The organism is Cellulosimicrobium cellulans, from assembly GCF_007679345.1.
Lineage (GTDB): Bacteria > Actinomycetota > Actinomycetes > Actinomycetales > Cellulomonadaceae > Cellulomonas > Cellulomonas cellulans_A.
The window spans coordinates 392,112-415,271 of record NZ_VEGH01000002.1 but is presented as its reverse complement, the minus strand read 5'-3'; the positions used below and the strand labels follow the sequence as shown (position 1 = coordinate 415,271).

16 protein-coding genes are annotated in these 23,160 nt (G+C 75.6%); 13 read left to right on the top strand and 3 right to left on the bottom strand.

Features of this window, described 5'->3' with window-relative positions:
* Nucleotides 1-176: 176 nt before the first annotated feature.
* The gene (locus tag FS882_RS04150; RefSeq protein WP_158371077.1) at nucleotides 177-2,582 is read right to left on the bottom strand and encodes a transglycosylase domain-containing protein; all 2,406 of its coding nucleotides are present in this window, start codon (nucleotides 2,580-2,582) and stop codon (nucleotides 177-179) included.
* 342 nt (nucleotides 2,583-2,924) lie between these two features.
* On the opposite strand from FS882_RS04150, the gene FS882_RS04145 reads away from it, so the two are divergent.
* From FS882_RS04145 to FS882_RS04115, 7 genes are all read left to right on the top strand, one after another.
* Entirely contained in the window at nucleotides 2,925-3,581 is a 657-nt protein-coding gene (locus FS882_RS04145) for a PadR family transcriptional regulator (RefSeq protein WP_158371076.1), read from the top strand.
* Nucleotides 3,578-4,672, top strand: coding sequence for an inositol-3-phosphate synthase (locus tag FS882_RS04140; protein WP_158371074.1), 1,095 nt, complete (start codon nucleotides 3,578-3,580; stop codon nucleotides 4,670-4,672). Before FS882_RS04145 ends, FS882_RS04140 begins: the two co-directional genes overlap by 4 nt.
* Before the next feature lie 355 nt (nucleotides 4,673-5,027).
* Nucleotides 5,028-5,651 (top strand): DMSO/selenate family reductase complex B subunit, encoded by a 624-nt coding sequence (locus FS882_RS04135; RefSeq protein ID WP_158371072.1) that lies wholly within the window; start codon nucleotides 5,028-5,030, stop codon nucleotides 5,649-5,651.
* Entirely contained in the window at nucleotides 5,651-6,589 is a 939-nt protein-coding gene (locus FS882_RS04130; protein WP_158371070.1) for a dimethyl sulfoxide reductase anchor subunit family protein, read from the top strand. Before FS882_RS04135 ends, FS882_RS04130 begins: the two co-directional genes overlap by 1 nt.
* A gap of 11 nt (nucleotides 6,590-6,600) precedes the next feature.
* Nucleotides 6,601-9,039, top strand: coding sequence for a DMSO/selenate family reductase complex A subunit (locus FS882_RS04125; protein WP_158371067.1), 2,439 nt, complete (start codon nucleotides 6,601-6,603; stop codon nucleotides 9,037-9,039).
* A gap of 47 nt (nucleotides 9,040-9,086) precedes the next feature.
* The gene (locus FS882_RS04120) at nucleotides 9,087-9,770 is read left to right on the top strand and encodes a molecular chaperone (RefSeq protein WP_158371064.1); all 684 of its coding nucleotides are present in this window, start codon (nucleotides 9,087-9,089) and stop codon (nucleotides 9,768-9,770) included.
* Nucleotides 9,771-9,773: 3 nt separating this feature from the next.
* Nucleotides 9,774-10,748 (top strand): NADH-quinone oxidoreductase subunit I, encoded by a 975-nt coding sequence (locus FS882_RS04115; protein ID WP_158371062.1) that lies wholly within the window; start codon nucleotides 9,774-9,776, stop codon nucleotides 10,746-10,748.
* A 7-nt stretch (nucleotides 10,749-10,755) separates the two neighbouring features.
* On the opposite strand, the gene FS882_RS04110 is transcribed toward FS882_RS04115, so the two are convergent.
* Nucleotides 10,756-11,232 (bottom strand): hypothetical protein, encoded by a 477-nt coding sequence (locus tag FS882_RS04110; RefSeq protein WP_158371059.1) that lies wholly within the window; start codon nucleotides 11,230-11,232, stop codon nucleotides 10,756-10,758.
* Nucleotides 11,233-11,292: 60 nt separating this feature from the next.
* Between FS882_RS04110 and FS882_RS04105 the strand changes: the two genes are divergently transcribed.
* Nucleotides 11,293-12,588 carry an MFS transporter gene (locus FS882_RS04105; protein ID WP_158371057.1) on the top strand — a complete coding sequence of 432 codons (1,296 nt, stop codon included), beginning with the start codon at nucleotides 11,293-11,295 and terminating at the stop codon, nucleotides 12,586-12,588.
* 43 nt (nucleotides 12,589-12,631) lie between these two features.
* On the opposite strand, the gene FS882_RS04100 is transcribed toward FS882_RS04105, so the two are convergent.
* On the bottom strand, nucleotides 12,632-14,071 hold the full coding sequence (locus tag FS882_RS04100) for a CCA tRNA nucleotidyltransferase (protein WP_410053263.1): 1,440 nt from the start codon (nucleotides 14,069-14,071) through the stop codon (nucleotides 12,632-12,634).
* 297 nt (nucleotides 14,072-14,368) lie between these two features.
* On the opposite strand from FS882_RS04100, the gene FS882_RS04095 reads away from it, so the two are divergent.
* The 5 genes from FS882_RS04095 to trxB all read left to right on the top strand — a co-directional run bounded on the left by FS882_RS04095 (nucleotide 14,369) and on the right by trxB (nucleotide 23,159).
* Complete coding sequence (locus FS882_RS04095; RefSeq protein WP_154727845.1) at nucleotides 14,369-14,917, top strand: NUDIX hydrolase; 549 nt, start codon at nucleotides 14,369-14,371, stop codon at nucleotides 14,915-14,917.
* A complete protein-coding gene (locus FS882_RS04090; RefSeq protein WP_158371055.1) occupies nucleotides 14,914-17,223 on the top strand; it encodes a DUF6049 family protein in 2,310 nt (769 codons plus the stop codon). Before FS882_RS04095 ends, FS882_RS04090 begins: the two co-directional genes overlap by 4 nt.
* Nucleotides 17,220-18,935, top strand: coding sequence for a murein biosynthesis integral membrane protein MurJ (gene murJ, locus FS882_RS04085; protein WP_158371052.1), 1,716 nt, complete (start codon nucleotides 17,220-17,222; stop codon nucleotides 18,933-18,935). Before FS882_RS04090 ends, murJ begins: the two co-directional genes overlap by 4 nt.
* Before the next feature lie 143 nt (nucleotides 18,936-19,078).
* On the top strand, nucleotides 19,079-22,000 hold the full coding sequence (locus FS882_RS04080) for a protein kinase family protein (protein WP_158371049.1): 2,922 nt from the start codon (nucleotides 19,079-19,081) through the stop codon (nucleotides 21,998-22,000).
* Nucleotides 22,001-22,097: 97 nt separating this feature from the next.
* Complete coding sequence (gene trxB / locus FS882_RS04075; RefSeq protein ID WP_154727666.1) at nucleotides 22,098-23,159, top strand: thioredoxin-disulfide reductase; 1,062 nt, start codon at nucleotides 22,098-22,100, stop codon at nucleotides 23,157-23,159.
* The last annotated feature ends 1 nt before the right edge of the window (nucleotide 23,160 follow it).

Below are 23,160 nucleotides of genomic sequence, written 5' to 3'. Positions count from 1 at the left end.
TGGTCTCGGCGGCCACGGTCGTTCCGTGGCAGGAGGGTGTCGTTGCGTCGCTGCCCCCGGGCCCCGTGGTGTCGATGGCGACGGTGGGGCGGGCACAGCAGCGCACCAGTCTACCCGGTCGCGCGACCCCTCGGGGCCGCCCGACCGGGTGGACGGTGCGGGTCCTGGTGCGCGGCTCAGCCGCCGGTGCCGGGGTTCGCCTGGTTGCTGCCGCCCTGCCCGTTGTTGCCGGCCTGGCCGGCGCCCTGGGTCGGCTGCTGCGTCGGCTGGGGCTGCGGCTGCGGTCCCTTGGACACCCGGAGGGTGACGGTCGACCCGGGCGCCACCTGCGACCCCTCGCCGGGGCTCGCGCCGAGGACGGTCCCGGGGGCCGCGGCGTTGAACTCCTCGGCCACGGAGGGCACCAGACCCGCGTTCTGCAGCGCGGCCTGCGCGTCGCCGGAGAGCTGGCCGGTGAGCCCGGACGGCACCGCCACCGTCGTCGGCTGCTCCGGCTCCGGCGCCTGGGTCTCGACCGGCGCCTGCGTGGTGGGCGTGGACGTGGGCGCCGCCGCGCGGTTCACGTTCGCGCGCTCCGGGAAGTCGACCACCGGGGCGTACTTCTCGACCTGGAAGACCTTGCCCATGTAGTCGGCCCACACCGCCGCGGGCCAGGTGGCGCCCGTGATCCCGCGGTCGTTGACCGTGAGCGACCGGCCGGACGCGTCCTCGCCCCAGGGGGTGATGGTCACCGGGTCGCTGCCGTTGTCGCCGACCTGGCTGAGCGACACCGCGGTGGCGATCTGCGGGGTGAAGCCGACGAACCACGCGGACTTGTTGTCGTTCGAGGTACCCGTCTTGCCGGCGATCGGGCGGTCGAGCGGCTTGACGTACGCCCGGCCGGAGCCCTTCTCGACGACCTGGGTCATGGCGTAGGTGGTGTCGGCCATCACGTCGGCCTCGAACTGCTGGACCGGCTGCGTCTGGCCGGAGTAGGCCACGTCGCCGTCGGGGTAGGTGGCCTGCGCGACCATGAACGGCTTGTGGTAGACGCCCTGGGCGGCGATCGTCGCGTACGCCGACGCCATGTCGAGCGTGGTGACCGCGTCGGTGCCGAGCACGTTCGACCGCTCGCTGTTGACCGGCGACTTCACGCCGGCCCGCTGGGCGACCTCGGCGGTCTTCTCCGGGCCGACCTCGAGGTTCAGCTGGGCGTACACGGTGTTGACCGACTGCTCGGTGGCCTTGACGAGGTCGATCGTGCCGAAGTCCTCGAAGCCGAAGTTGTTGACCTTCCAGTCCCCGAACTCCTGCGGGGAGTACCCCGGGTACGACTTCGTGAGCGGGACGCCGTTCTCCAGCCCGGCGATCAGCGTGAACGGCTTGAACGTCGAGCCGGCCTGCTGGGTGCCGCGGGTGGCGCGGTTGATCTGGTCCGTCAGGAAGTCGCGGCCGCCGTACATCGACACGATGCCGCCCGTCGCCGGGTCGATCGAGACGACGCCGACCTTGAGGTTGGGCGACGGGACCTCGCCGTTGGCGTGCTCGTACATGTCGTCGTCCTGGTCGAGCAGCTTGATCACGGAGTCGACGGCGTCCTGCTGGACCTGCGGCTCGATCGTCGTCACGATCTTCAGGCCCCGCCGCTCGAGCATGTCCTCGGTGATGGTCCCGGTCGCGACGAGCTCCTGCTGGACGTAGTTCAGCAGGTAGCCGTTGGTGCCGCCGAGCCGGTCGCTCTGGGTGTACTCGACCGTCGGGGGGAACGTCTGGGCGTCCCGGTCGGCCTGGGTCAGGTAGCCGTCCCGCACCATTCCGTTGAGCACGCCGTTCCACCGCTGCTCGGCCTTCTCCGGGCTGACCGCGGGGTCCCAGTTGCCGGGCGACGGGATGATGCCGGACAGCAGCGCGGCCTCGGAGACGGACAGGTCCGCGGCGGGCTTGCCGAAGTACGCCTGGGCGGCGGCCTCGATGCCGTACGCGCCGCGGCCGAAGTAGATGGTGTTGAGGTACCGGCCGAGGATCTGCTCCTTGGTCTCGGACTGCGCGATCTTGATCGCCAGCAGGGCCTCCTTGGCCTTCCCGACGTAGCTGACCGTGGTCTCGCCGACGTAGTAGCGCTCGACGTACTGCTGGGTGAGCGTCGACCCGCCCTGCGTCGCCCCGCCACGGACGTTGTTCCAGAACGCGCGCGCCATGCCGGTGATCGAGACGCCGGAGTTCTCGAAGAACGTCCGGTCCTCGGAGGACACCACGGCCTCGCCGACGTGGGCGGGCAGCGTCTCGTAGTCCACCAGGGTGCGGTTCGGCCCGGGGTACGTCCCGATCTCGGTGGTGCCGTCGGCGAAGTAGACGGTCGACGCCTGCTCCTCCGCGAACTCGTCGGGGGCGGGCACGTCGGTGAGCGCGTACGCGGCGACCGCGAGCCCGAGGCACAGGAAGACGAAGCCGGTGACGGCGCCGACGACGAACCGCCACGACGGCAGCCAGCGGTGCAGACCGCGGTAGCCCCGCCGGGGGTAGTCGATGATCCGCCGCCGACCGCCGGACGCGGCGGCGCCGCGCGCGGGGGTCCCGGTGGATCGTCGGGTGGAGCCTGCCACGGCACTGCCTTCCTGTGGACTGCTGGGGGGAGGGCGGGCGGCAGGGAGCCGTCCGGGCCCGGATCAGTATGCGCGAGCGGGCGTGCCGCGCCCGCGGGCGGGCGACCCCTCCCGGCGACCTTCACCTGATCGCCACGAGGCCCCCCGCGGGGCTTCCCGGCCCGCTGAACATCCTGGCAGTCCGGCGACCCGCGAGGACGTGACCTGGGCCGCGAACCGCCGACGGCGCCGGGCGCCACGCCGAGCGCGGGCCAGGTGTTGCCCGGATCACCCCGTTCGTCCTACCCTCCCCGATGTATCAGTTCGATACATCGCGATGCGGACAGCGGGAGGGAGGCCACGGTGCGCGGACGTTCCGACGTGCTCGAGTCGGCCATCCTCGGCCTGCTCCACGACTCCCCGATGCACGGGTACGAGCTGCGCAAGCGGCTCAACCTGCTGCTCGGCTCGTTCCGCGCGCTGTCGTACGGCTCGCTGTACCCGGCCCTCAAGTCGCTGGTGGCGCGCGGCCTCATCGCGGGGTCCGACCCGCAGCAGGCGCCCGCGCACGGCCTGGCCGGCAAGCGCGCCCGGATCGTCTACCAGCTCACCGCGGAGGGCAAGGAGCAGTTCCAGCACGTGCTGGCGTCCTCCGGGCCCGCGGCCTGGGAGGACGAGAACTTCGGCTTCCGGTTCGCGTTCTTCGGGCAGACCGACGCCGAGACCCGGCTGCGGATCCTCGAGGGCCGGCGCACCCGGATGACCGAGCGGCTGGAGCTCATCAAGGACTCCGTGTCCCGCACCCGCGTCCGCATGGACGAGTACACCCTCGAGCTGCAGCGTCACGGGCTCGAGCAGGTCGAGCGCGAGGTCCGCTGGCTCGACGACCTCATCGACCACGAGCGCAGCAACCGCGGCGCCCGTCCCCGGGGTGCCGGCCGTCCGGCCGACCCCCGCACGAACGCTGTCGAGGATGACTCCATCGTCGCGGCACAACCCCCTCAGAAGGAGCGAGGATGACCGCCATCCGCGTTGCGATCGCGGGCGTGGGCAACTGCGCCTCGTCGCTTGTCCAGGGCGTGCACTACTACGCCGACGCCGACCCGAGCACCAAGGTCCCGGGCCTCATGCACGTGCAGTTCGGCGACTACCACGTCTCCGACCTGGAGTTCGTCCTGGCGTTCGACGTCGACGCCAAGAAGGTCGGCTTCGACCTGTCGGAGGCGATCGTCGCGTCCGAGAACAACACCATCAAGATCGCCGACGTCCCGCCGCTCGGCGTGACCGTCCAGCGCGGCCCGACCCTCGACGGCGTCGGCAAGTACTACGCGCAGACGATCGAGGTGTCCGACGCGGAGCCGGTCGACGTCGTCCAGGCGCTCAAGGACGCGAAGGTGGACGTCCTCGTCTCCTACCTGCCGGTGGGCTCCGAGGAGGCCGACAAGTTCTACGCCCAGGCCGCGATCGACGCGGGCGTGGCCTTCGTCAACGCGCTGCCGGTGTTCATCGCCTCCGACCCGGAGTGGGCGGCGAAGTTCGAGGCGGCCGGCGTGCCGATCGTCGGCGACGACATCAAGTCGCAGGTCGGCGCGACGATCACGCACCGCGTGCTCGCCCGCCTGTTCGAGGACCGCGGCGTCATCCTGGACCGCACGTACCAGCTGAACGTCGGCGGCAACATGGACTTCAAGAACATGCTCGAGCGCGAGCGCCTGGAGTCCAAGAAGATCTCGAAGACGCAGGCCGTCACCTCGAACCTCGAGGACGGCCCGCTGGCCGGCAAGAAGGACGACCGCAACGTCCACATCGGCCCGTCGGACTACGTCGCCTGGCTCGACGACCGCAAGTGGGCGTACGTCCGCCTCGAGGGTCGCGCGTTCGGCGAGGTGCCCCTGAACCTGGAGTACAAGCTCGAGGTCTGGGACTCCCCGAACTCGGCCGGCATCATCATCGACGCCGTCCGCGCCGCGAAGATCGCGCTGGACCGCGGCATCGGCGGCCCGATCCTGTCGGCGTCGACCTACTTCATGAAGTCCCCGCCGGTCCAGCACGAGGACCAGCACGGCCGGGAGCTCGTGGAGAAGTTCATCCGCGGCGAGATCGAGCGCTGACCCGCCCGTAGCGGAACGCAGGATCAGCGCGACCGCGGGATCGAGCGCTGATCCGCTGATCGACGGCCGAAGGGCCCGGCACCTCCTGGTGCCGGGCCCTTCGTCGTGCTCGGCCGCGACGAAGGGCAGCCTCAGTCCACCCCACGTCACCGCAGGTCATCGCGGCGACCGGGACATTCGTCCCTGGGGTCTCGGCGTGGCGCTCGGAGACTGGACGGGTTCGCGCGAGCACAGCCGCTGGCGACACCGACGTCGCCACGCCCGCACGGGTCCAGCCTGTGCCGTCCGCCGTCCGAGCCCACCGAGCCCGACGGGTCGCAGCACAGCGATCCCGTCGAGACGAGAGGGCACGACGATGGCGCAGCAGCTCGGCTTCTGGATCGACCAGCAGTACTGCACGGGGTGCAAGGCCTGCCAGGTCGCCTGCAAGGACAAGCACGACCTCCCGCTCGGCGTGACGTGGCGCCGGGTGGTCGAGTACTCCGGCGGCAGCTGGTCCACCGACCCGGCCGCGGGCACCTTCACGCCGAACGTGTTCACCTACTACACGTCGATCTCCTGCAACCACTGCGACGACCCGGTGTGCGTGGCCGTCTGCCCGACGACCGCGATGCACAAGGGCGCCGACGGCATCGTCTCGGTCGACCCGGCGAAGTGCGTGGGCTGCCGGTTCTGCGAGTGGGCGTGCCCGTACTCGGCGCCGCAGTTCGACCCGTCCGCCGGGGTGATGACCAAGTGCGACCTGTGCGCGGACGAGCTGGCCGAGGGCCGCGACCCGGCGTGCGTCGCCGCGTGCCCGTCCCGCGTCCTGCACTACGGCGACATCACGGACCTGCGGGCGGCGCACGGCGACCGCGCCGACGTCGCCCCGCTGCCCGACCCGTCGATCACCCGGCCCAACCTCGTGATCACCCCGCACCGGCACGCGGAGCCCGCGGACGCGGGCACCGGCTCCATCACGAACCCGGAGGAGATCTGATGCACGTCGGTGAGCTCCCGCTCGTCCTGTTCACGCTGCTCACCCAGATGTCGGTCGGCTCGTTCGTCGTGCTCGGCGCGGTGCAGGTGCTGGCCCGCCGGCGGTACCCCGCCGCGACCGTCGACCGGCTCTCGGACCCCGCGCTCTACGCGATCGGCCCGGTGATGGTCGCCGCGCTGGCGGTGTCGCTGCTGCACCTGGGCAACCCGGTGAACCTGCTCAACGTCCTGAACAACCTCGGCTCGTCGTGGCTGTCCCGGGAGATCCTGCTGGGCTGCGTGTTCACCGCCCTGGGCGCGGGGTTCGCGCTCTGCCAGTGGCGGCGCTGGCTCACCCCGGGGATCCGGCAGGCGGTCGCCGCGGTGACGGCGCTGGTCGGGCTCGCGTTCGTCTGGGCCAGCGCGCAGGTGTACCTGATCCCCACCGTGCCGGCCTGGAACACCTGGACGACGCCGGTGGCGTTCTTCGCCACGACGTCCCTGCTCGGCTGCCTCGCGGTGGGAGCCACCTTCGTCGTCGCGGCGAGCCTCCGCGCGCGGCGCCCGGGGGCGGAGGGCGCGGAGCGGGCCGACGGCGCCGAGGCGGTCCTGGACGCGATGCTACGCAGCAGCCTGCGCGGCATCGGCCTCGCGTCGATCGGCGTGCTCGCGGTCGAGCTGCTCGTCCTGCCCGCGTGGCTGCTCGGCCTCGCGAACGACGGCAGCCCCGCGGCGACCGCCGCGGCGGCCGCGCTCACCGCCGGCGGCTGGCTGCACCTGCGCCTCGTGCTCGCGGTGCTGGGCGCCGGCGTGCTCGCGCTGTTCCTCTACCGGGCCGCCGCGGCGGGCGGCCGCCGGCTGCTCCTGGTCACCGCGAGCAGCGCCTTCGTCCTCGTGCTCGTCGCCGAGACGGTCGGCCGCGTGCAGTTCTTCGAGTCCTACGCCCGCATCGGGATCTGAGGGAGCCCGCCATGACGACCACCACCCCCCGCACCCCGCTCGAGGCCCCGGTCAGCCGGCGGTCGTTCGTGGCCTGGAGCGCCGCCGCCGGCGGGGCCGCCGCGGCGGGCGCGGCCGGCGCGCGCCTCGGGCTGCTGCCGCTCGCCCCGGCGCGGGCCGCGCAGGACCCCGACGGCCCTCGGCAGGTGTGGTCCGCCTGCATGGTGAACTGCGGCTCCCGCTGCCCGGTGCTGCTCACCGTCGAGGACGGCCAGATCACGCGGGTCGACTCCGACCCCACCGGCGGCGACGACCCGGAGCTGCCGCAGATCCGCGCGTGCGTCCGCGGCCGCGCGATCCGGCAGCGGGTGCACAACCCCGACCGGCTCAAGCACCCGATGCGCCGGGTCGGCCCGCGCGGCTCCGGCGAGTTCGAGCAGATCTCCTGGGACGAGGCCCTCGACGCGGTCGCCGACGCGCTGCGCGCCACGATCGACCGGTACGGCAACGAGGCGGTCTACCTCAACTACGGCACCGGGGTGCTGGGCGCCACCGTCGCCTGCTCCTGGCCGCCCGCCGCCACCGGCGTCGCCCGGCTGATGAACCTGCTCGGCGGCTACCTGAACCACTACTCCGACTACTCGACCGCGCAGATCACCACCGCCTACCCGTTCCACTACGGCGAGTGGGTGTCGGGCAACTCGTTCGACGACCTGGTGAACTCGCAGCTCGTCGTCCTGTTCGGCAACAACCCGCACGAGACCCGGATGAGCGGCGGCGGCGAGCTGTTCGTGACCACCCGGGCCAAGCAGGCGTCGCAGGTGCGCACGATCGTCATCGACCCGCGGCAGTCCGAGACCGCGGTGACGCTCGCCGACGAGTGGGTGCCGATCCGGCCGAACACCGACGCGGCGCTGGTCGCCGGCCTCGCGCACGTGATGATCACCGAGGACCTGCACGACCAGGCGTTCCTCGACCGGTACTGCGTCGGCTTCGACGAGGACCACCTGCCGGCCGGTGCCGCCCCCGGGTCCTCCTACCGGTCCTACGTGCTGGGCCGCGGGCCGGACGGCACGGCGAAGACACCCGAGTGGGCGGCCGCGGTCACCGGGGTGCCCGCCGGCACCATCACGCGGCTGGCCCGGGAGATCGCGAGCGCCGAGCCGTGCAGCATCAACCAGGGCTGGGGCCCGCAGCGGCACTCCAACGGGGAGAACTCCGCGCGCGCCGTGTTCACGCTCGCGGCGATGATCGGGCAGATCGGCGTGCCCGGCGGCGGTACCGGCGGCCGCGAGGCGGCGTACTCGATGGCGACGGCCGCGTTCCCCACCCTGAAGAACCCCGTGAGCACCGAGGTGTCGGTGTTCAACTGGACGGACGCCATCGTCCGGCACGAGGAGATGACCGCGCTCAGCGACGGGATCCGCGGGGCCGACCGGCTCACCGCCCCCATCCGGTTCATCTGGCAGTACGCCGGCAACGCCCTGGTCAACCAGCACGCCGACATCAACCGGACCGGCGAGATCCTGTCCGAGCCGGACGACCTCACGATCGTCGTCATCGACCACCAGATGACTGTCTCCGCCCGGTACGCCGACATCCTGCTGCCAGACGCGTCCACGGCGGAGCAGGTCGACCTCGCGCAGCAGGGCTCCGCCGGCGCGCTCGGCTACCTGGTGTTCGCGGACCGGGCGATCGAGCCGATGTGGGAGTGCCGGCCGGTGTACGACATCCTCACCGGCGTCGCAGAGCGGATGGGCGTCGCGGACGACTTCACCGAGGGCAAGACCCAGGAGGAGTGGGTGCGCGCGGTGCTGGCGGAGACGCGCGAGCTGACCCCCGGCGTCCCCGACTACGAGACGTTCCGGAAGCAGGGCATCTACAAGGAGATGAACCCCGACGGCCCGGTGGTGCCGCTCGCCGACTTCCGGGCGGACCCCGAGGCCCACCCGCTGAGCACGCCGTCGGGGAAGATCGAGATCTACTCGGCGGCGCTGCAGGAGATCGCCGACACCTGGGTGCTCCCGGACGGCGACCGGATCACCGCGCTGCCGGAGTACCTGGCCTCCCGGGAGGGTCCCGAGGACCCGCTGCGCGAGCGGTACCCGCTGCAGCTCATCGGGCACCACTACAAGTCCCGGACCCACTCGACCTACGGCAACGTCCCGTGGCTGCAGGAGGCGCACCCGCAGGAGATGTGGATCAACCCCGCCGACGCGGCTGACCGCGACGTGCAGAACGGGGACACGGTCGACGTGGTCAACGACCGCGGGCGGGTGCGGATCGTCGCGCGCGTGACGCCGCGGATCGCGCCCGGGGTGGTCTCCATCCCGCAGGGCGCGTGGTTCGCGCCGGACGAGGACGGCGTCGACCTCGGCGGCAGCGTCAACACGCTGACGAGCCTGCACCCGTCACCGCTGGCCAAGGGGAACGCGCAGCACACGAACCTGGTGGAGGTGACGAGGACCTGACCCGCGCGACCGCCCGCCGCCGAGCCCACCCACCGAGGAGCCCTGCCGTGACCCCCACCGAGCGCACCGCCGCCGATCCCCCCGCCGGCACGGCCGGGCCCCGCGCGTGGACCCGGCACCTCGACGACCTCGCGGGCTGCTGCGTCCTGCTGTCCCGCCTGCTGCTCGAGCCGCCCGACGCGGGCCTCGTCGGGCGGCTGCGCGCACCCGGCCTGATGGACGGCTGGCCGCTCACCGACCCGGGGTCCCGGGAGGGGGCGGCACTGCTCAGCAGCGGCGCGGGCCACGACCTCGCCGCGCTGCGCCGCGACCACCAGACCCTGTTCACCGGCCCGGGACCCCTCCTCGCCCCGCCGTACGAGTCCGTGCACCGCAGCCGCGACCGGCTGCTGTTTGAGGCGCCGACGTTCGCGGTCCGGGCCGCCTACCGCGCGTTCGACCGGGTCGCTCCGGCGCTCAACCGCGAGCCCGACGACCACCTGGGGCTCGAGCTCGACTTCGTCGCGCACCTGAGCCTGCGGGTGCTCGACGCCCTGGACGCCGGCGAGGAGGCGCGCGCGATCGCGACCGCGGTCGCGCTGCGCGAGTTCCTTGTCGACCACCCCCTCGCCTGGGGCCGCGACTGCCTGGCCCTCGTGCAGCGGCACGCGCGGACCGACTTCTTCCGCGGCGTGGCGCTGCTGGGCACCGGGGTGCTGGCGCACGCGGCCCTGCTCACGGCGGACGGCTGACCGGTGGCCGGCGGGTCCGGGGGCACCCAGGAGGCCTCCGACGCGCTCGGTCCTGTGCTGCGCTGGCTCGCCCGGCTCCCCGACCCGGTCCACCTGCACCTGCTCTGCGCGGGGACGCCCGGCCGCCTGCGCGCGCCGCGCCGCGCCGTCGCGGTGCGGCTGGCGGGGTGCGGCGCCGACCTCCCGGCGTCCGCGTTCCTCGAGCTCGTCGCGGCCGGGGCGCTGTCCGTCACCGTGCACGACGTGCACCCGGGCGCGGGCGCGGCGGCGGCCGACGACGTGCTGCGCCGCGCGGGCCGGCCCGAGCGCGTGCTCGTCGTCCCTCCGCGCGACCCGCCCGGTGCGCGGGCGCGCCCGGTCAGGGACGCCGCCGGGCTGGGTCTGCCGAGGCGGGCGGCGCTCGCCCCCGCGGCGGCGGTGCGGCCCGGTGGGCGCAGGCGCGCGGGCACCGAGCCGGCCCGGCTGCGCGACGCCCTCGCCGCGCTGGGCGTGCCGGCCGACCGGCCGGCGGACGTGCCGGAGGAGGCGCCGGGGAACGGACGAGCCGGACAGGGGTCGGCGTCACCGGGCCCCGGGGACGCGTGCCCGGGCCGGGGCGCCGACCGGTCGGTCCTCGTCCTCGGCGCCCCCGGCTGCACGGCGTGCGGGGTGTGCGTCCGCGGCTGCCCGGAGGACGCGCTGCGCCTCGTCGGCACCGACGACCGACCCGCCGCCGTCGTGCTGCGCCAGGACGTGGCCGCCTGCACCGGCTGCGGCGGGTGCGCGGAGCTGTGCCCGACCGGCGCGCTGCGACTGGCCCCGGCCCCGCCCTGGGCCGCGGTCGTCGGCGCAGGCGTGCACGACGTCGCCCGTGTGCTCACCCGGACCTGCGCCCGCTGCCGCGCGCCGTTCGGCGGCGGCGAGGGCGGGCTGTGCCCGGTGTGCGCCTACCGGCGGGCGCACCCGTTCGGCTCGTCGGCGCCGCCCGCCCGGGGCTGAGCGCCGCTCAGGAGCCCGCGATCTCCGCGCGCAGCTGGTCGAGCAGCGTCGCGAGCCCGTCCGCGAGCACCTCGGCCTGCGCCCGGGTCGCGGTGGCGGACACCGTCCACACCCGGTCGGGCCCGCCGTCTCCGACCGGGACCGCCACGAACTCCTGCACCTGCGTCATCGGCACCGCCCCGCCGTCGACGGTCGTGGTGAAGTGCACCTCCTGCGCGACCGCGGAGTCGCCCCGCTGCTCCCGGCGCGCCACGACGACCTCCTGCTCGGTCGCCTCGATCGCCCGGACCGCCTCGGCACCGAGCGCGACGACCAGACCGGGGTCGGCCGAGCGCTGCACCCCGACCGTGACGTTCGCGGTGAAGCCCGCGTCGGGGGTCTCGTGGGCGGCGGCGAAGGCGATGCCCGGCGTCCCGAGCGTCTCCGGCGGGATGAGGTGCCAGCCCTCGGGCAGCGGGGCGGCGTCCTGGGGCTCGGTGGTCATGCGTCTCCTCGGTTCCGGGGGTCCGCCGAGTCTAGGCGGCGGCCCGGATAGCCTGGCCCGGTGCAGGTGGTCTCCGATCTGAAGCAGCTGTGGCCCCTGGTGGACTTCCGGCGGCTGCTCACCGTCCGCCTGGTCAGCCAGTGCTCCGACGGCCTGTTCCAGGCCGGCCTGGCCACGCTGTTCTTCTTCTCGCCGGAGAACGCCACGACCGCGACCGGCGTCGCCGCCGCGTTCGCCGTGCTGCTGCTGCCGTTCACGGTCGTCGGGCCGTGGGCGGGCGTCCTGCTCGACCGCTGGCGACGTCGGCAGGTACTGCTGGTGGGCAACCTGGTCCGCGCCGGGCTGACGCTCGTCGTCGCGCTCGTCATGGCGACGGCCGGCGTCGGGCCCGCCGTGTACGTCCTGGCGCTGGCGACGCTGTCGGTCAACCGCTTCCTGCTGTCGGCCCTGTCGGCGTCCCAGCCGCGGGTGGTCGCCGGGCCGCTGCTGCTCACCGCGAACTCGATCACCCCGACCCTCGGCACGGTGTCCTCCGGGGTCGGCTGGGGCGTGGGGTTCCTGCTGAGCCTCGCCCTGCCCGACGGCGGGGCCCAGGACGTCGCCTCGCTGCTGGCCGCGGCTGTGCTGATGAGCGTCGCGTCGCTCCTGGCCACGCGCCTCGGCAAGGACCGCCTGGGACCCGACGTCCGGGCGGACGCCGCCGAGCTGCGCCAGGCCCTCGGGACGCTGGCGCGTGGCCTCGTCGACGGCGCCCGGTACCTGGTGCGCCGCGGCACCCCCGCCCGCGCGCTCGGGGTGATGGCGGTGCACCGGTTCCTCTACGGCGCCGTGTTCATCGCCAGCCTGCTCATCTCCCGCAACCTGCTCTCCGACCCCACGGACGCGCGCGCCGGCCTCGTCACGTTCGGCACCGTCGCGGCGGTCACGGGCGTCGGGTTCGCGCTGGCGATCGTCGTGACGCCGGTCGTGTCACCGCTCATCGGGCCGCACGGCTGGATCACGGTCTGCCTGCTCCTCGCGGCGGCGACCCAGGTGCTGCTCGTCTTCACGGTCGCCTACCCGGCCGTCCTCGCGGGGTCGCTGGTGCTGGGCCTGGCGGCGCAGGGCGCGAAGATCGCCGTCGACACGATCGTCCAGCGCGACACGGCCGACGCGTTCCGCGGCCGGGCCTTCGCGCTCTACGACGTGCTGTTCAACGCGGCGTTCGTGGGCGCGGCGGCGCTGGCCGCGGTCGCGCTGCCGGACACCGGGTGGTCCCCCGCCGTGTTCGCGCTGATCGCCGCGGGCTACCTGGCGACCGCGCTGGTGTACCGCACGCGCGCCACGGAGCCCACCGAGGTCCCGGCCCCGGCCTGACCCAGCCCGCGCTCGCCCCGCGCACGGGGCACGGACGGGCGCGTCAGGCCTGCCGGGCCGCCCACCAGGACGCGAGCTCCGCGCGGGCGCGCTCCTCCCCCAGCGGCCCGTGCTCCATCCGCAGCTCGAGCAGGTGCTTGTACGCCTCGCCGACCTCGCGGCCCGGGCCGATGCCGAGGGCCGCCATGATCTGCGTACCGTCGAGGTCGGGCCGGATCGACGCCAGCTCCTCCGCCTCGGCGAGCCGCGCGATCCGCTCCTCCAGGTCGTCGTACGCCTCGGACAGCCGTCGGGCCTTCCGCACGTTCCGGGTGGTGCAGTCGGACCGGGTCAGCCGGTGCAGCCGCTCCAGCAGCGGGCCGGCGTCGGTGACGTAGCGGCGCACTGCCGAGTCCGTCCACGCGCCCTCGCCGTAGCCGTGGAACCGCAGGTGCAGCTCGGTCAGGCGCGCGACGGCCTGGACGGTCGCCTTGTCGAAGTGCAGCGCCCGCAGCCGCTTGGCGACGAGCTTGGCGCCCACGACCTCGTGGTGGTGGAACGAGACGCCGCCGCCCGACTCGAACCGGCGGGTCGCGGGCTTGCCGATGTCGTGCAGCAGCGCCGCCAGCCGCAGCACGAGGTCCGGCCCGGGCACGGGGCCGTCGGGACCCGTCTCCAGCGCGATGGCCTTGTCGAGCACCGTCAGCGAGTGCTCGTAGACGTCCTTGTGCCGGTGGTGCTCGTCGATCTCGAGCCGCAGGGCGGGCAGCTCGGGCAGCACCTGCTGCGCCAGGCCGGTGTCGACGAGCACGCGCAGACCCGGGCGCGGCTGCCGGGACAGCAGCAGCTTGACCAGCTCGTCGCGGACCCGCTCGGCCGACACGATCGCCACCCGGTCCGCCATGTCCGTCGCGGCCGCGAGCGTCGCCGGTTCCACGTGGAACCCGAGCTGCGCGGCGAACCGGGCGGCCCGCATCATGCGCAGCGGGTCGTCGTCGAACGACTGGCGCGGGTCGACCGGGGTGCGCAGGACCCCGCGCGCCAGGTCCCGCAGGCCGTCGAAGGGGTCGACGAAGGTGAGGTCCGGCAGCCGGATCGCCATGGAGTTCACGGTGAAGTCACGGCGGGACAGATCGCCCTCCAGCGAGTCGCCGAACGCGACCTCGGGCTTGCGGGAGGAGGGGTCGTACGCATCGGTCCGGTAGGTGGTCACCTCGACGACCACGTCCTCGGACCCCCGGCGCCCGTGCCGCCGCGCGCCGATGGTGCCGAACGCCCGGCCGATGTCCCAGTGCGCGTCGCCCCACGCGGCGAGGATCCGCTCGGTCTCGTCCGGCGTGGCCGACGTGGTGAAGTCCAGGTCGGCGCTGGGCCGGCCGAGGAACGCGTCGCGCACGGGTCCGCCGACCAGGGCGAGCTCGTGGCCCGCCGCGCGGAACAGCTCGCCGAGCTCGAGGGCCGCCGGCGCCAGCCCCGCGATCACGCCGAGCGCACGCTTCTGCAGGGCGAGCAGGGCCTCCGCGTCGACGCCGGTCCCCGCCCCCGCGGGCGCGGGGACGTCCGCCGCGTCCGGGGAGTCGTCGGGCGCGGTACGGGGTGTCAGGTCGTCGGACGGCACGACGACCAAGCCTGCCAGATCGGGGCGGCGGCCCGTCCCGACCGGGGTCCCGGTCGCGGGCCCGGGCGGTCGCGAGCACCGCCGCGCGGAGGTCCCTCCGCGGCTCCGCCGCCGGTCGGCACGCACAGGTCCTCCACGCCGAGTCCGTCCGGGGGCCGTGACGGAGTCGTTACAGTGGCCTGCATGCCCGAGCCCGCGCGCGCCCTGCCCCCGCAGGGCGTCCCCGCGCCGCCGGGCGGTCACGCGCTGCGGATCGACCCTCGCGCGACCCGGCCGCGGCACCCGCACCTGCCCGTCGTCGAGGAGACCTCCGCGGGGGGACTGGTCGTGCGCCTGGACGCCGGGCTGCACGTCGCCGCCGTCATCGCGCGCCGCAACCGGGCCGGCCGGCTCGAGTGGTGCCTGCCCAAGGGGCACCTGGAGGGCGAGGAGACGCCGGAGCAGGCCGCCGTCCGCGAGATCGCAGAGGAGACGGGCATCGTCGGCCGCATCGTGCGCCGCCTCGGCGTCATCGACTACTGGTTCACCGGGGACGACCGCCGCGTGCACAAGATGGTGCACCACTACCTCCTCGGCGCGGTCGGCGGCGAGCTGACCGTCGAGGGCGACCCGGACGGCGAGGCGGAGGACGTGGCGTGGGTACCGGTGGTGGACCTGCCGGGGCGGCTCGCGTACCCCAACGAGCGACGACTGGCCGAGGCCGCCCACGTGGTCCTCGTCGGCGAGGCATGAGGCTGCGCGGCACCGCGGGGCGCGCACGGGCGGTCACGGCGGCGGTCCTGGCCGCCTGCGTGGTCGCGCTCTCGGGCGTCCCGGCGCTCGGCTCCGTCCCCGCGGCGCCGCTCCCGGCGGGCGCGCCCGCTCCCGCGACCCCCGTCGCCCCCGCCGCCCCGTCCACCGACGACCTGCCGGTCTCCGTCGCGATCACGGCGGTCGCGCCCCAGGTGCTCGAACCCGGCGACGACCTCACCGTCACGGCGACGCTGCGCAACGACGGCGACGAGGTCGTCGAGTCCCCGCGCGCGTCGGTCCGCATCTACCGCTACCGGATGTCCACCCGCGAGCAGGTCGCCGCGTGGGCCGAGGCCGGCGACGCGAGTCCCATCGGCGACGTCGCCGCCGTGACCACGCTCGACGCCCCGCTCGAGCCCGGCGCGAGCGCCACCGTCCAGGTGACCGTGCCCGCGGCCGACATCGGGCTGCTGCGCACCGACGACGCCTGGGGCCCGCGCGGCCTCACCCTCGACGTCGCCGACGGCCGCACCCGGGTCGGCCTGGACCGCTCCTACCTGATCTGGAACTCCGCGACCGAGCTGCCGACCGCGCAGGTCGGCGTGCTGTCCGCGGTCGTCGGGCCCGCCACCGACCCGTCGCTCGACGACGAGGAGGACGAGGGCGCCGACGACGGCGCGGCCGACGGCGCCGCGCCCACCCCGACACCGACCCCCACCGGGGGCGAGGCCGCCGCGACCAGCGGCGACGACGGCACCGCCACCGACGACCGGCTCGCGGCGCTCACGGCGGCCGGCGGCCGGCTGAGCAAGCTGCTCCAGGCGACCGGGGAGCACCCGTTCGTCTCCTGGGCGATCGACCCGGCGCTGGTCGACAGCGCGGCGACCGGCTCCCGCGCGGACCAGGCGTGGCTGTCCGCGCTGACCGGCGCGGCCGCGGACCGCGAGGTGCTGCGCCTGCCGTGGGCCGACCCCGACCTCGCCGCGGTGGCGCACGCGGGCGCGGCGGACGGGGCGGCGGACCTGCTCGCGCTGGCCCGGGGCGTCCCCTCGCAGGCCGGCGCGGACCTGTGGGCGGACGCCGACCCCGTGCTGTGGACCGCGGACGACGTCCCGGACCAGGTCACCGCGGCGCGCGCCGCGCAGTCCGACCCCGGCACGCCGCTGGTGGTGGGCTCGGACGCGATGCCGGCGGAGGACTCCGAGTCGCCGAGCTCGCCGACGACGGTCCGCACCACCGCCGGCGACCTCACCGCGCTGGTCCCGGACCCGACGCTGTCGGACCTGCTGTCCGACCCCGCGGCGTCCCAGCCGGGTGTCACCGCGGCCACGGCGGCGCAGCGGGTACTCGCCGAGACGGCCGTCCTCGCGCGGTCCGAGGAGTCGCGCACCACCTACGTGCTCGCCGCGACGCCGCGCGACTGGCAGCCCTCGGCGGGCGTCACCCAGGCCCAGCTCGCCGCCCTCGGGTCGGCACCCTGGGTCGAGACGACCACCGTGGCCGAGATGCTCACCGCGCACGCGGCGGGCCGGGCGGACGGGGACGAGGCCGAGCGGGCCGAGCTGCCCGCGTCGCAGCGCTCGGACACCGAGCTGACGCCCGCGTGGGTGAACGCGCTCGCGGCCCAGTGGCGGTCCGCGGGCGAGTTCGCCGCCGTGGTCCCCGACCCGGCCGCGCTGCTGACGGGCCTGGACGCCGACCTCGTGGCCCCCCTGGCCGTCGCGTGGCGCGCGGACCCGGACGGCCGCGCGGCCGCCATCAACGACGCGATCGCCGAGTCGCAGCAGCGGCAGTCCGGGCTCGAGGTGGTGCTCAACGAGCAGTTCACCGTCATCTCGAGCTCGGCGCAGATCAGCGTCGCCGTGCGCAGCACGCTCGACCAGCCGGCGCGCGTCCGGGTCGAGCTCCGCCCGCAGAAGGCGTGCCTGGACACCGCGCGCTCGCCCGTGACCGAGGTCGCGCCAAACGCCGACACCACGGTGACGATGACCCTGCGCGCCAGCGCGAACTGCGACGTGACGGTGGACGTGTCGCTCGTGTCCGAGACCGGGCGCCAGCTCGCCACGCCGCAGGAGTTCTCCGCGCGGGTGGCCCCGACGATCGAGAGCGTCGGCGGCGTGGTCGTCGGCGTGCTGCTGGCGCTGGCGCTCACGTTCGGCATCTGGCGCACCGTGCGCCGGGGACAGACCGCCCGCCGCGGCGCCCGGGTCGTCCGGGACGCCGCCGCCGACGACGACCCCGCGCCCACGCCCGCACCCGGCACCGGCCCGGGCGGCGCACCCCCCTCACGACAGGACCAGCCATGACCTCCCCCGTCCCCGACGCGGGCGCACCGGACCCGGACGGCACCGCCGCCGGCACCACGGCCGGCGGCGGCACGGACACCGGGCCCGGCGCGCCGGCCGGCGCCACCGCCACCCGCGCGCCGGGCCTGCGCCGGTCCTCGCTCATCATGGCGTCCGGCACGGCGGCCTCCCGCGTGCTGGGCGTCGTGAACACGGCCCTGCTGGGCTGGGCGATCGGGGTCACCGGGGAGGTCGCGAACGCGTTCTCCGTCGCGAACAAGCTGCCCAACACGCTGTACCTGCTGATCGCGGGCGGCGTGCTGAACGCGGTGCTGGTGCCGCAGGTGGTGCGCGCGTACCAGCGCGCCGACGGGCAGCACTACGTCGACCGGCTGCTCACCGTGGGCATCGTGCTGCTCGGCGGGCTCACCGTCGTGCTCACCGCCGCCGCGCCGCTGTTCGTCGCGTTCTACTCCTCGTTCCCGGACCCGGAGGTCACGCGGTTCGCGACCGCGCTCGCGTTCTGGTGCATCCCGCAGGTGTTCTTCTACGGGCTGTACTCCCTGCTGGGGCAGGTGCTCAACGCCCGCGGCTCGTTCGGCCCGTACATGTGGGCGCCCGTCGTCAACAACGTCGTGTTCATCGCCGGGCTGCTGCTGCTCGCGCAGGTGTTCGGGCGCAACGCCGACGGCGCCGAGGTCGGCGACTGGAGCGCCGGTCAGACCGCGCTGCTCGGCGGCGCCGCCACGCTGGGGATCGTCGTGCAGGCGCTCGTGCTGCTGGTGCCGCTGTACCGCAGCGGTTTCCGGTACCGGCCCCGGTGGGGGCTGCGCGGCTCCGGCCTGGGCAACGCGGGCCGGGTGGCGAGCTGGACGTTCCTCGGGCTGCTCGTCGGCCAGGTCGGCGTCTGGCGGATCAGCGTGGTCGCGAGCTCGGTCGCGACGCAGGGCGCCGCGGGCAACGCGGTCTACGACCGCGCGTTCCTCATCTTCATGCTGCCGCACTCGCTGGTCACGGTGTCGCTCGCGACGGCGCTGTTCACCCGGCTGTCCGGCCGCGCCGCCGCCGGCGACACGGCGGCCGTCCGGTCCGACCTGTCGCTCGGCCTGCGCACGGTCGGCGTGTTCACGGTGCTCGCGACGACGGGCATCGCGGTGCTGGCGTTCCCGCTCGGCCGGGCGCTGTTCCCGGACTCGCCGGACGGCGAGGTGCACGCGCTCGCGACGACCGTGGTGGCGCTCGTGCTCGGCCTCGTCGCCTTCGGCATCTGGTCGCTCTGCCAGCGCGTGTACTACGCCTACGAGGACGCCCGGTCGATGGTGCCCGTGCAGGTGCTGATGGCCGCCGTGGTGGTCGGCGGCACCGAGCTCGGGCGCGCCACGCTGGACGACCGGTACTGGGTCGCGGCGGCCTGCCTCTCCATGGCGGTGTCCTACGCCGTCGGCGCCGGCGTCGCGCTGGTGTCCGTGCACCGACGGCTCGGCGGGATCGACGGGCGCCGGGTGCTGGTCCTGCACGCCAAGGCGGCGGTGGGCGCGGCGCTCGCCGCCGGCGCCGGCCTCGGCCTGCTCGCGCTGCTCGGGCCCGTCGACACCTGGGGACAGGCGGTGCTCGCCTGCGTGCTCGGTGCCGTCGTGATGTCGGGCGTCTACGTCGGCGTGCTGGTGCTGCTCCGTGTGCACGAGCTGCGCACGCTGGCCGCCCCCGTGCTCCGCCGGATCGGGCGCTCGTGACCGCCGGCGCGCGGGCCCGTCCGGGGTCCCGGGGCCGGGCGCGTGTCGGACGCGGGGACCCCCTGCCCGTCTAGCATGGCAAGGAGCCTCGGCCCCCGGCGGCCGGGCTCGACGCACACCGACGACCGGACGGAGGACGAGTGGTGCAGGCCCGCCCCGGCGACCCCGGACGCCCCGACGCCCCCGTGCTCGGCCGGCTCGGCGGCACGATCGCCGGCCGCTACCGGCTCGACGAGCGCCGGCCCACCGACCTGCCGGGCGCCGAGCGCTGGACGGCCACCGACCAGATCCTCGCGCGGCCCGTGACCGTGACGCTGGTGTCCGGCCCGCGCACCGCCGCCGTCCTGGACGCCGCCCGGCGCGCCGCGCTCGTCGTCGAGCCCCGGCTCGCCCGCATCCTCGACGTCGGCCAGGCCGACGGCACCGGGTACGTCGTCACGGCCGCCGTGGAGGGCCGCAGCCTGGCGGCCCTCGCCGGCCGCGCCCCGCTGCCCGCCGACCAGGCGCGCGCCGTCGTGGGCGAGGTCGCCGCGGCCCTGGAGGCCGCGCGCCGTCGCGGCGTGCACCACCTCGCCCTGCGTCCCGACGCCGTCGTCCTCACCGCCGCCGGCCGGGTGGTGCTGGAGGGCCTCGCGGTCGACGGCGAGCTGCTCGGTGCCGCCGGCGGCACCGCCCACGCGATGAGCCGCGCGGACGCGGTCGGCCTGGTCCGCGTGCTCTACGCCGCCCTGACCGGCCGGTGGCCCTCGGTGTCCGCCTCCGGGCAGGGTGCCGTGCCGACGTTCGCCGAGTGGTCGGCGGGCGGGCCCCCGGCCCGCGCGGCCGTCGAGCTCGACGCCGGACTGCCGCTCGCGCCCGAGCACGACGGCGCGGCGCTGCCGCCGGTCGACCTGGTGCCGAGCGTCCCCGCCGACCTCGACACGCTGTGCGCGGTCACGCTCGGGCCGCACGACGACGGGCCGCACAGCCCCGGCGAGCTCGTCCGCGAGCTCGAGCCCTGGCGCGCCGTCCGCGCCGACGAGATCTTCCGTGCCGCCGACGCCGGGCGCTGGCCCGCCCTGCCGGGTCAGGCGTCCGCGACGGCCGCCGGCGGGGCAGCCGCAGGAGCCGGTGCCGCCGGCGCCTCCGCCGCGGCGCCGGACGGCACGACCACCGCACCTCCGACGGGAAGCAGCCCGATGACCGACGACCAGAAGCCCGCAGCGGACGACACCACGACGCCGGCGCAGGGCGCGCCGCGCGGCGGTGCGACGGGCGCGGGCGGCGCGGCCGCGGGCGCGGCCGGTTCCGCCGGTGCGACGGGCGCGGCCGGTGCGGGTGCTCCCGGAACCGCGAGCACGACGGCCGGCGCCGCCGCGACCGGCGCCGCCGCGACCGGCGCCGCCGCCGGCACGGCAGCCGCCGGTGCCGCGGCCGGCAGCGTCGCCCGGCAGTCCGTGCGCTCCGCGTTCAGCACCAGCACCCCGAGCGCCGGCGCGCGCCGACCGGGCACGCCGCCCCCGGCGATCCCCCCGGCCAGCCAGCCGGCCTCGATCCCGCCGGCGGGACGGGGTCCGGTGCGGACCTCGAGCCGTGGGACCGCGGCGGTGCCGGCGGCCCGCCCCGCGGACGCCGCGGCGGGCGCGCGGCCCGAGGCCACGTCAGGCGGGCCCGCGTCCGCCGACACCCCTCGCGCCGACGCGCCCAGCGGTGCCGCCGCCGACCGCGCAGGCGCCCCCGCCGCGACCCCTGCCCCCGCCGCGACCCCGGCGCCCGCCCCGACCCCGGCGCCCGCCCCGGCTGCGGCGGACGCCGAGGCGAGCACGGGCCCCGCCGTCCCCGGAGCAGCCACGCCCGCGGTCCCCCCGGCACGCTCCGGGTCCCCCGCGGAGCCCGCCCCCGCCGCCGAGCCCGCGACCGCCGCCCCCGCGTCCCCGGGGACGACTGCGAGCGACGACGGCGCGCCGCGCGAGCCGGCTGCCGCGGACCTGGCCGTCGCCGGCATCACCGGCGTCGGCGCCGGTCGCTCGGGGGAGCCCGGGTCCGACCCGGCCGACCGCGTCCCCGACGCGCGGGAGACCGCGCACGACGCCACCCCGGCCGGAGCGCCGCCGGTGCGCCGCACCACCTCCGCGTTCGGCCGGTCCACGAACCGGTCGGCGGCGACCTCCGCCGGCGCCGCGGGTGCCGCCGCCTCCGGTGCGGCGGCCGCCGTCCAGCCCGCCGGCCCTGCCGGTGCGGCGACACCCGACCCCGTCGAGCCCGTGCCCTCCGGCGGTTGGCTCCCGGCCGTCCCCGAGGCCGGGGAGCCGCCCGTGTTCCCCCCGTTCGGCTCCGAGCCCGACGGCACCGCAGAGGCCTCGGCGCCCGCCGACGTCGCGGCCGGCCGGCCGGGCTGGGACCTGCCGTTCCCGGCCGAGGAGCGCGCCACGCCCGTCGCCGAGCGGCGCATCGACCCGACGCGCTGGGTGCTCGGCGGCGTCGCGCTGGCGGTGGTCATCGGGGTCGTCATCGCGATCAGCAACGTGCTCGCGCCGTTCCGGTCGCCGGGCGACAGCACCGCCCAGCCGACGCCCGCCCCGGCCACGTCGGCCCCGGCCGCCGAGGCGCCCGCGGAGGAGCAGCCGCCGGCCGGCGAGGAGCCCGCCCCTGCCGCAGTGGCACCCGCCATCGCCGCCGTCACCACGATCGACCCGTCCGACGGCGACGGCGAGCACGAGGAGCTCGTGGGGCGGCTGACCGACGGCGACCCCGCGACCTCCTGGTACACCCACACCTACAACCGGCCCGACTACGCCGGGTTCAAGGACGCCGTGGGCCTCGTCGTCACGCTGCAGGCGCCCGCGACCGTCACGGCGATCACGCTCGACGTCAACGGGTCCGGCGGCGCCGTGGAGGTCAGGTCGACGGATGCCGCGAACCCGACGGCGGGCGACGTCCTGGCCTCCGGAGCGCTCGCGCCGCAGACCGTCCTGACCCTGTCCCAGCCGACCGAGACCCAGAGCCTCGTGCTCTGGTTCCCCTCGCTCGCGCAGACGCCCGACGGCCAGAACCGCATCGAGATCACCAACCTCGCGGTGTCCTGACCCCGTCCCACCAGGCAGCACCACGGCGCGGAACATCCCGCGCCTAGGATCTGTTCTCCGCAGCGACAGCAGAGTTCCCCGACCTCGAGGAAGCACCGTGACCGAGACCCCCGTCCGCGACATCGTCATCGTCGGCTCCGGCCCCGCCGGGTACACCGCCGCGATCTACGCGGCGCGCGCGGGCCTGGCCCCCTACGTGGTGGCGGGCTCCGTCACCGCCGGCGGCGCCCTCATGAACACCACGGACGTCGAGAACTTCCCCGGGTTCCCCGACGGCATCCTGGGGCCCGACCTCATGGACAACCTGCAGAAGCAGGCCGAGCGGTTCGGTGCCGAGGTGCTGTGGGACGACGCCGTCGAGCTCGACCTGGCCGGCCCGGTCAAGACGATCGTCACCGGCGGCGGCGAGACGATCCGCGCCCGCGCGGTGATCCTCTCGACCGGCTCCGCGTACCGCGAGCTCGGCCTGGACGACGAGAAGCGGCTCTCCGGCCGCGGCGTCTCCTGGTGCGCGACCTGCGACGGGTTCTTCTTCCGCGACCAGGACATCATCGTGGTCGGCGGCGGCGACTCCGCGGTCGAGGAGGCCACCTTCCTCACCCGGTTCGGCAAGTCGGTGACGATCGTGCACCGCCGCGACGAGCTCCGGGCGTCGAAGATCATGGCCGACCGCGCCAAGAACGACCCGAAGATCCAGTTCGCGTGGAACTCCGAGGTCGTCGGCATCCACGGCGACGAGAAGGTCACCGGCGTGACCCTGCGCGACACCGTCACCGGCGAGACGCGCGAGCACGGCGCGACCGGCGTGTTCGTCGCGATCGGCCACGTGCCGCGCACCGAGCTCCTCGCGGGCCAGGTCGACCTGGACGAGAACGGCTACATCGTCGTCGAGGGCCGGTCCACCCGGACCAACCTGCCGGGCGTGTTCGCCGCGGGCGACGCGGTCGACCACACCTACCGCCAGGCGATCACCGCCGCCGGCTCGGGCTGCTCCGCGGCACTCGACGCGCAGCACTACCTGGCCGCGCTCGGCGACGTGGACCCGGCCTCCCCGGCCGAGATCCCCGCCGCCGTCGAGCAGGCCGACGTCGACGCCGCGGACGCGCTGGACGCCCAGGGCGCCGACACCGCCTCGGCCGCGGCCGCCGCCGGGCACTGAG

Bases quoted from the DNA above. Each gene is read 5' to 3' on its own strand.
- FS882_RS04140 (WP_158371074.1), top strand. From the start codon at position 3,578: ATGACCGCCATCCGCGTTGCGATCGCGGGCGTGGGCAACTGCGCCTCG.
- FS882_RS04135 (WP_158371072.1), top strand. From the start codon at position 5,028: ATGGCGCAGCAGCTCGGCTTCTGGATCGACCAGCAGTACTGCACGGGG.
- FS882_RS04130 (WP_158371070.1), top strand. From the start codon at position 5,651: ATGCACGTCGGTGAGCTCCCGCTCGTCCTGTTCACGCTGCTCACCCAG.
- FS882_RS04125 (WP_158371067.1), top strand. From the start codon at position 6,601: ATGACGACCACCACCCCCCGCACCCCGCTCGAGGCCCCGGTCAGCCGG.
- FS882_RS04110 (WP_158371059.1), bottom strand. From the start codon at position 11,232: ATGACCACCGAGCCCCAGGACGCCGCCCCGCTGCCCGAGGGCTGGCAC.
- FS882_RS04095 (WP_154727845.1), top strand. From the start codon at position 14,369: ATGCCCGAGCCCGCGCGCGCCCTGCCCCCGCAGGGCGTCCCCGCGCCG.
- FS882_RS04090 (WP_158371055.1), top strand. From the start codon at position 14,914: ATGAGGCTGCGCGGCACCGCGGGGCGCGCACGGGCGGTCACGGCGGCG.
- murJ (WP_158371052.1), top strand. From the start codon at position 17,220: ATGACCTCCCCCGTCCCCGACGCGGGCGCACCGGACCCGGACGGCACC.